Origin of the sequence: Paenibacillus sp. F4 (assembly GCF_002894905.1) — a bacterium.
In the GTDB taxonomy this organism is placed as follows: domain Bacteria; phylum Bacillota; class Bacilli; order Paenibacillales; family Paenibacillaceae; genus Paenibacillus; species Paenibacillus polymyxa_B.
The window spans coordinates 395-8,857 of the sequence record NZ_POVS01000034.1; the positions used below are offsets into that span (position 1 = coordinate 395).

At 49.5% G+C, this 8,463-nt stretch carries 1 protein-coding gene and 1 pseudogene (1 of these 2 running past the window's edge); both read right to left on the minus strand.

Annotated elements, in window-relative coordinates:
* On the minus strand, positions 1 to 6,198 hold part of the coding region annotated (locus C1T21_RS26495; RefSeq protein ID WP_483874468.1) for an amino acid adenylation domain-containing protein (this coding region is incomplete at its 3' end). Its footprint begins 394 nt before the window's first position; 6,198 of 6,592 annotated nt are visible.
* A gap of 114 nt (positions 6,199 to 6,312) precedes the next feature.
* Positions 6,313 to 8,463 (minus strand): annotated as a pseudogene (locus tag C1T21_RS28565) (condensation domain-containing protein); the annotation flags it as partial.

Below are 8,463 nucleotides of genomic sequence, written 5' to 3' on the forward strand. Positions count from 1 at the left end.
CATATCTACCGAGCGCTCCGTCATCAGACCCACCAGACGATCCTTCGTCACGCCATGACTCCGCAAGGTACGAGCCAATCGGTTGGCTCGTTCATTCAGCTCGCGGTAGGTCAGCTCTTCTCCCTCGAAGAACAAGGCCGCCTGCTCTGGTGTTAGCAAAGCCTGCGCTTCAAACAAACCGTGAATAGTCTGCTCGCTTGGATACGCTGCCGCCGTATCTCCCCACACGTGCAGGATTTGCTCGCGTTCTTGCTCGGTCAATACATCCAGCTCACGTACAGGAATATTCGGGTTCGCCGTTACCTGCTCCAGCAGCTGCACCAGATGTCTCTGAATTTTCTCTATACCTTCGTGTTCAAAGACCTGTGCATTGTAGCCAAATCTCATCTGGATTGTATGTCCTGGCATAACGATCAAATTGAAATCATAGTTCGTTTGCTCAATCGACTCTGCTCCCGTAATCGTGAAGCTGGCTTGCTTATCATCACCCAGCTGTTCAATTTCTTTCTCCACCGGATAATTTTCAAAAATCATAATATGGTTAATCAAATCTTGCTTGAGTTCTGACAAGCTCTGAATTTCATACAGCGGATACGTGTCATAGGCATGGGAAGCTATAGATTGCTCCTGAATTTGCTGCATCACTGCTGAAAACAGACTTTCCTTACGGCTGCTAATGCGTACAGGCACCGTATTAATGAACAGACCGATCATATGCTCTACATTTGGAATATCTACGGGGCGTCCAGAGACGACACTACCAAACACAACATCATCTGTACCGTTATACTTTTGCAGCAATATCCCCCACACCGTCTGTATCAACGTATTGATCGTCACCTGATAACGCTGGGCAATCCTCTGAATTTGGGTTGTCAGGCCTATCCCCAGATCAAAATCAAGCCGCTCCGCCTGATAACCTGTTTTGCTCTGCATATTAGCTTGAGGTAAATGAACCTGCTCCTCATACCCATCCAGGTATGTGATCCAGTAATGTGAAGCTTCCTGATGATCCTGATGCTCTAGCCATTCAATATATTGACTGTACGGCGTTACAGGTGCTAGCTCCGGCTGTTTATTGTCAAGAATTGCAAAGTAGCTTGCAAACACTTCATTGGTCAATAGCGACAAGCACCAACCGTCCATCACAATATGATGGAAGCTCCATATAAAACGATACGAATCCTCACCCGTGCGTAAAATAGCAACACGCATCAAGGCATCCTGCGCCAAGTCGAAGCCTCTTTGTTTGTCTTTGTGCGTAAATTCGCGGATATAATCGTTTCGCTCCTCTTCCTGCGCATCCCGTAAATCCTCTACGTATAGCTCACTGCGTTTATGCCGGTACACGACCTGAAGAGGCTCATCTTTCCAGCCGCTATAGAAATTCGTCCGTAAAACTGTATGTCTCTGAACCAGCCTATCCAGACTTGCTCCAAACGCAGCGATATTAAACTGTCCCTTCATATCAAAGGAGGACTGTTCAAAATACACCTCGGATTGCGAATCCAGCAGGCTATAGAACAGCATACCCTTCTGCATCGGTGTCAACGCGTATACATTTTCCAATTCACCTACTGGTGCAGCTTTCTCAGCCATTTGCTCTAACTCACTGATCGTCAAGCCCTTGAAGGACACATCACTCGGAGTCAGCTCCGGCTGTTCCTGAGCGGTGCAATGCACAATCACTTCTTGCAAAGCGGATTGCAGCAATCCCGCCACGTGTTCGATTGTTTCTTTACGATACTGCTTGCGGCTGTAAGCGATAGTCAATCGCAATGTACTCTCTGAGATCAGCGCGTTCAAATTCAGCGTGTACGGCAATTTCGATTGGGGATCGTCTGTCTCGCCTGCTCCATAGGAGGACAACATAATTCTGTTGTTTTGCAAATCCTGATCCACCTGACCCAAATAGTTAAAGCCGATTTCCGGTTCTGCTAAAATTGTACGTCCATGTTTCTCTGCGGCCGCTTCGGATAAATAGCGCCAAGTGCCGTACGTCAGCCCTTTATGCGGAATCCGGCGCAAGCCTTCCTTCGTTTCTTTGATCCGCTGTGCCAGCGTCAGCCCTGAGCCCGTTTCCAGCAGTACCGGGTACAAACTGGTAAACCAGCCAACCGTACGTGTGATATCTACATCGGAAAGGATCGCTTCTCGACCATGACCTTCCAGATTCACCAGCACATGATTTGTTCCCGTCCAGTTATGAATCGCCAAACCTAGCGCAGTCAGGAGCAGATCATTGATCTCCGTGCTATAGGCGTGATGCGCTTGTTTCAAGAGCTGCTGTGTTTCGTCTTCCGTCCATTCTACCGTTAGCAATTCGCTGTCCGAGTTCAAGGAGTCTTCATAGGCAAAATCCTTAGGTAGTGAGGCTGCCTCCGCTTTGGCCAGTTCCTGTTGCTGCCAGTATATTCCGTCAGATTCGGCGGCTGGACTGTTAGCATAAGCTGACAGCTCTCGTGCCCAGGTTTGGAAGGAATCTGTTTTGAGTGGAAATTGCACAGGCTGGTTCTTGATTGCTTGCTCATAGCCCGTGGAAAAATCCTCAAACAGAATCCGCCACGATACCCCATCTATCACTAAATGGTGGACAGCTATCAACAAATGATCGCCATCGGCACAACGGAACAAACCAAGCTTTACCAGAGGTCCTTCGGCCAGGTTGATGCTGCTTTGAATTTCAGTCGCCTTCGCTTCAAGTTTCTCAGTATACGTCGTCAGTTCAAGAAAATCTGTGGTTTCCAGCGTATACAACGATCCTTCCTCTACACTGCGTGTCCAAGCTTCATACCCGGAGGGGGTCTTGTAGAAAACCGTACGCAGCGCATCATGATGCTTCACGATATTATCCATGACCCGGCGAACCGCTGTCTCATCAAAGCCTGCGGCGCTATAAAGCATTACATCCTGATTAAAGTGCTGCGGATGCTCACGTTCCTGCGAAAAGAACCAGTGCTGAATCGGGAGTAAAACCGTTTCTCCACTCACTTCTCCCTGATGCGCGATCCGATTGACCTCACAAATATGCGGAGCCAGTGTTGCTACCGTTGGATATTGGAACAAATCCTTCATGTCTAGCTTATAACCTGTCTGGAATACACGGGATGCAATTTGGATCGCCTTGATCGAATCCCCGCCCAAGTCAAAGAAATTGTCCAAAATACCGATGGTCTTTACACCCAGCACCGACTGCCAAACCGCCACCAATGCCCGTTCCGGGGCTGTACGCGGCTCTGTATAATCTACTCCCCTTTGCAGGTTGCCTTCCGGTGCTGGTAATGCTTTGCGGTCGATTTTTCCATTTGGACTCAGCGGCATCCGCTCTAGCTGTACAAAGAACGATGGCACCATGTAGCTTGGCAACTTCCGGCCCAGCTCACTTCTTAGCTCACTTACGTCAATGTTCTGTCCAGCCACATAGTACGCCACCATTTGCTTTTGACCTGCCTCGTCCGCACGAGCTATAACAACCGCTTCCCGTACGAACTCTACTTTCTGCAACTGCGATTCGACTTCGCCCAACTCAATCCGGTAACCACGGATTTTCACCTGATGGTCGATCCGGCCCAGATATTCGATATTGCCGTCAGGCATCCATCTCGCCAAATCTCCAGTGCGGTACATGCGCTCATAGCCCGCTTCGCCACTCGCAAACGGATCGGCAACGAATTTCTCAGCAGTTAGTTCCGGACGATTTAGATAGCCACGTGCCACACCCACACCGCTGATGCACAGTTCACCCGCAACTCCAATCGGCTGCAACTGTTCCGTACCTTCCTTCACGATGTACAGACGAATGTTTTGAATTGGCTTTCCGATTGGAATAATTGCATACGCTTCGGTTGGCTCGCAATCGAAGTACGATACATCCACCGTGGCTTCCGTCGGTCCGTATAGATTGATCAGCTTCGCTCCAGCGATACCTGATACAAGGCGTTGGAAACGCGCCACATGTTGCGGCGGCAACGCTTCGCCACTGGCAAACACGTGTTTTAATGTGCCAAGCTTTGCCTGCACGACCTTCAGTGGCTGCTGCTCTACATATTCTAGGAACGCATGCAGCATCGCAGGTACAAAGTGCATCGTGCTCACACCATCGCGCGCAATCGTCTCCATGATGTCCTCGGGATTCTTTTCACCGCCAACAGACAACAAGCTCACCTTCGAGCCGACAATCGACCACCAGAACAGCTCCCATACCGATACGTCGAACGTAAAGGCGGTTTTTTGCAAAATCGTATCTTCCTCACTCAAACCATACCGATCATGCATCCACAAGACCCGGTTGATCACCGAATGATGCTCGACCATCACGCCCTTCGGTTTTCCAGTCGAACCAGAGGTATAGATGACATAAGCCACATGACGCGGCCCTGCTAATGATTCCAGATTCGAACCATTTTCATGATAAATATCTTTGCCATCCAGTATCAGCATCTTGCCGTCAAAGCTCAGACTCGCCTGCTCTGCCAGATGCGATTGCGTCAATACCAATCTCGCTCCCGAGTCCTCCAGCATGAAACGGATTCGATCCGCTGGATATTCCGGGTCAATCGGCACATAAGCTCCACCTGCTTTGAGAATCGCATAAATACCCACGATCATCTCCAGCGAGCGTTGTACCAGAATGCCTACAGGCTGATCCGCTTCCACTCCTTCCGCACGTAACGTCCGTGCCAGACGATTTGCCCGTTCGTTCAGCTCACCGTAGGTCAGCGCCTCTGCTCCGAACAGCACGGCCGCCTGATCCGGAGTTCGCGCCGCCTGTTCCTCAAACAGTGTGCTTAGCGTCTGATTCTGCGGATAATCTACTACCGTCTCTCCCCAAACCCCAAGGATTTGCGCCTGCTCTTCAGGTGTCACCAGTTCCAGCTCGTCAACTCGAATATGTGGATTCTCTACAACTTGCCCGATCACATGTAACACATGTCCTTGCATGCGCTTCACCGTAGCCCGATCGTACACATTGGCGTTATATCGGAATATGATTTTGAACACTTCATCCGGTATCACCATCAAGTCCAGATCATAATTCGTCTGTTCAACAACCTCTACATTCGTAATCTCAAAAGCAGACGGCTGTACCTCTCCAATCTGTTCGACCTGCTGCTCCACCGGGTAGTTTTCAAATACCATAATGTGATTGATTAAGTTCTGCTTCTGGTCGGTCAACCCCTGAATTTCATACAACGGGAAGCTGTCATACCTCCCCGAAGCAAGTGCCTGTTCCTGCGTTTTCCGCATGACTTCTGCAAAGGTGGTGTTCCTTTCGCTTTGAATCCGAACCGGGATCGTATTAATAAACAAACCGATCGTGTTCTCCACGCCATTGATGTCAGTCGGACGACCAGAAACGACACTACCAAAAATTACATCCTCATTATTGTTGTACTTCTGTAAAATGAGGCCCCATATACTCTGTATCAGCGTATTGATCGTGACCCACTGCTGCTTTGCAATCCGGTGCATGGCTTCACTACATGTACTGTCCAGCTCAAGCGTTAGTTGTTCAGGAATATATTCAGATGACTTAGCTGCTGAAGATGTTAAATACTCTTCGTCGTCTTCGGCCTGTTCCTTCCGGGAGACATCTTTTCCAGGTAGCAAAGTCTGCTGCTCAAAGCCTGCCAGATAGCTGCTCCAGTAGTCTCTTGCCGCACGTTCATCCTGACGCTCGAGCCATTTGATGTATTCTCCATAAGATGTGACCGCTGTAAACTCCGGCTGCTTTTGTTCTAGAAGCGTAAAGTACGTACCGAACACTTCACCTGTGACCAGCGACAAGCACCAGCCATCCATCACAATATGGTGGAAGCTCCAGACCAAGTGATACGTTTCTTCTTCTGTCCGCAAAACCTTTATGCGCATTAGCGTGTCGGTATCCAGTTTAAAGCCTCGAGCTTGATTTTGCAGTTTAAAGCTCTGGATATACGTCTTTCGCTCCGCTTCCTCCATATTGCGCAGATCCTCGAAGGAAAGCTCACTGTCTTTGTGACGGAATACCAACTGCAAGGGCTCCTGATCCTGCAAGGTATGGAAGTTCGTCCGCAACGCCTCATGCCGCTGTATGAACACATCTAGGCTCTTACGAAAAACATTCATGTCAAAGCTACCCATTAAATCAAACGAGACCTGCTGGAAGTACGCGCCCGACTCCGGCTCCATCAAACTATGGAAAAGCATTCCCTTTTGCATAGGCGAGAGCGTATAAACATCTTCCAGTTCTCCCACATGGGCTGTTTGCGCGGCCAGTTGTTCCAACTGCTCCAGCGTCAAGCCTTTGAACAGCACATCACTTGGCGTCAGCTCGCTCTGTTCTTTGGAAGCGCAATGAACTATGATTTCCCGTAAGCTTTCCTGAAGCAAGCCTGCGAATTTCTCCACATTCTCTTTGTGATACACTTTGCTGTTATAGCGAATTTCCAGAGTCAATACGCCCGCCGTGACTGCTCCGTTTATATTAAGTGGCTGCTCCAAAAGGAAGCTGCCACTTATCGGCTCTCCGCCCTTATGAGAAGAAAACACGATATCGCTATTGTCCACATCCTGATCAAATTGTCCCAAATAGTTGAAGCTGACTTCGGGTTGGAACGTCAATGCTTCTAGGTTCGCATCCTGAGACAAATATTTCAAAATACCGTAGCCAATGCCCTTGTGCGGTACATGACGCAAATCTTCCTTCACCCGCTTGATTCGCTGTCCCACTTCTACCTTTCCGTCAACATCGAGCAGCACCGGATATTGGCTTGTAAACCATCCCACCGTACGTGTGATGTCGATATCCGGAATGATCGCTTCCCGACCGTGTCCCTCGAGATTGACCAGCACGCGCTCTTGACCGCTCCAGTTGTACAATGCTGTGCCGAGTGCAGTTAACAGCAGATCATTGACCTCTGTGTTATACGCCCGGTGTGCCTCCTGAAGCAATAGTCGTGTTTCCTGCTCACTCCAAGCCACTGTCACGGTCTCACTGTCTCTCAACAGAGAATGCTGTCCTTCCGCTCTCTCATGATCCTTAGGTAACGATGCGAGATCCGTTTGGGCAAGATTCATCCAGTACTCCCGCTCGGATTCGAAGGCAGGACTGTTGGCATATTCGGATAAACGCTCTGCCCAGCTCAAGAAAGAGTCCGTTTTGTATGGCAAACGAATCTCTTCACCTCGAATGACCTGCTCATACCCTGCTGCAAAATCTTCGAACACAATTCGCCATGAGATGCCATCCACCACCAAATGGTGAACTGCAATTAACAGATGATCCCCATCGGCACAATGAAATAATCCTAGCTTCAACAGCGGTCCTTCATCCAGACGGATCGAACTTTGGATGGCATTCGCATTCGCTTCCATCGCCGTCATAACTTCGGGTTCTGCTACATTCGTTAAATCGACAATGTCCAGAGTATACAACTCACCTTCGTTCAAGCCACGGTTCCATGCCTCATATCCCTGCTCAGTCTGACGAAAAACGGTGCGCAGCGCATCGTGATGCTCGGTGATTTTAAACACCGTTTGACGCAGTGCAGTTTCGTCAAAACCTTGTGCTCTATACAGCATCACCGACTGGTTAAAATAATGCGGCTCTGCTGAGGATAGTCCAAAGAACCATTGCTGAATCGGGGTCAATTGAACCTCCCCGGATACTACCTGCTGATCGACTGTACGGCTAACCTTGTGTACGTGACCACTCAGCAGCGACACGGAAGGATATTGGAATAGATCCTTCATTTCCAGCTTGTAGCCAGCTTGCAGCAATCGGGAGGATACTTGAATCGCTTTGATTGAATCGCCGCCCAGATCGAAGAAATTGTCCAGAATCCCAACTCTCTTCGTACCCAATACCGACTGCCACACCGAAACCAACATCTGCTCCAGTGCTGTGCGTGGTTCTATATAATCCCCTTCGCTTTGCAGGCTGCCTTCGGGTGCTGGCAATGCCTTGCGGTCTATTTTTCCGTTCGGTGTCAGTGGCATGGACTCCAGCTGTACAAAGTATGAAGGTACCATATAGTGAGGCAGCTTTTCACCCAGTAGGCTGCGCAGCACACCTGCATTCATTTCTTGTTCTGCCACATAGTAGGCTACCAGTTGGTTTTGCCCTTGCCCGTCTTCTCGGGCTAGCAGGATGGCTTCTTGCACATGTTCTACTTTTAACAGGTTCGCCTCCACCTCACCCAGTTCAATCCGGTAGCCCCGGATTTTCACTTGATGATCTATCCGTCCCAGGTGCTCGATGTTCCCGTCCGGCATCCATCTCGCCAAGTCCCCTGTCCGGTACATCCGTTCATATCCGGTTTCTCCGTCCGTAAACGGATTCGGTATAAATTTCTCATCCGTCAGTTCGGGGCGATGCAGATATCCACGTGCCAGTCCTACACCTGATACACACAGTTCTCCAGCTACACCCACCGGCGCCAGATGTCCTTGTGCATCCACGATATAGACGCGGTGATTCGGGAC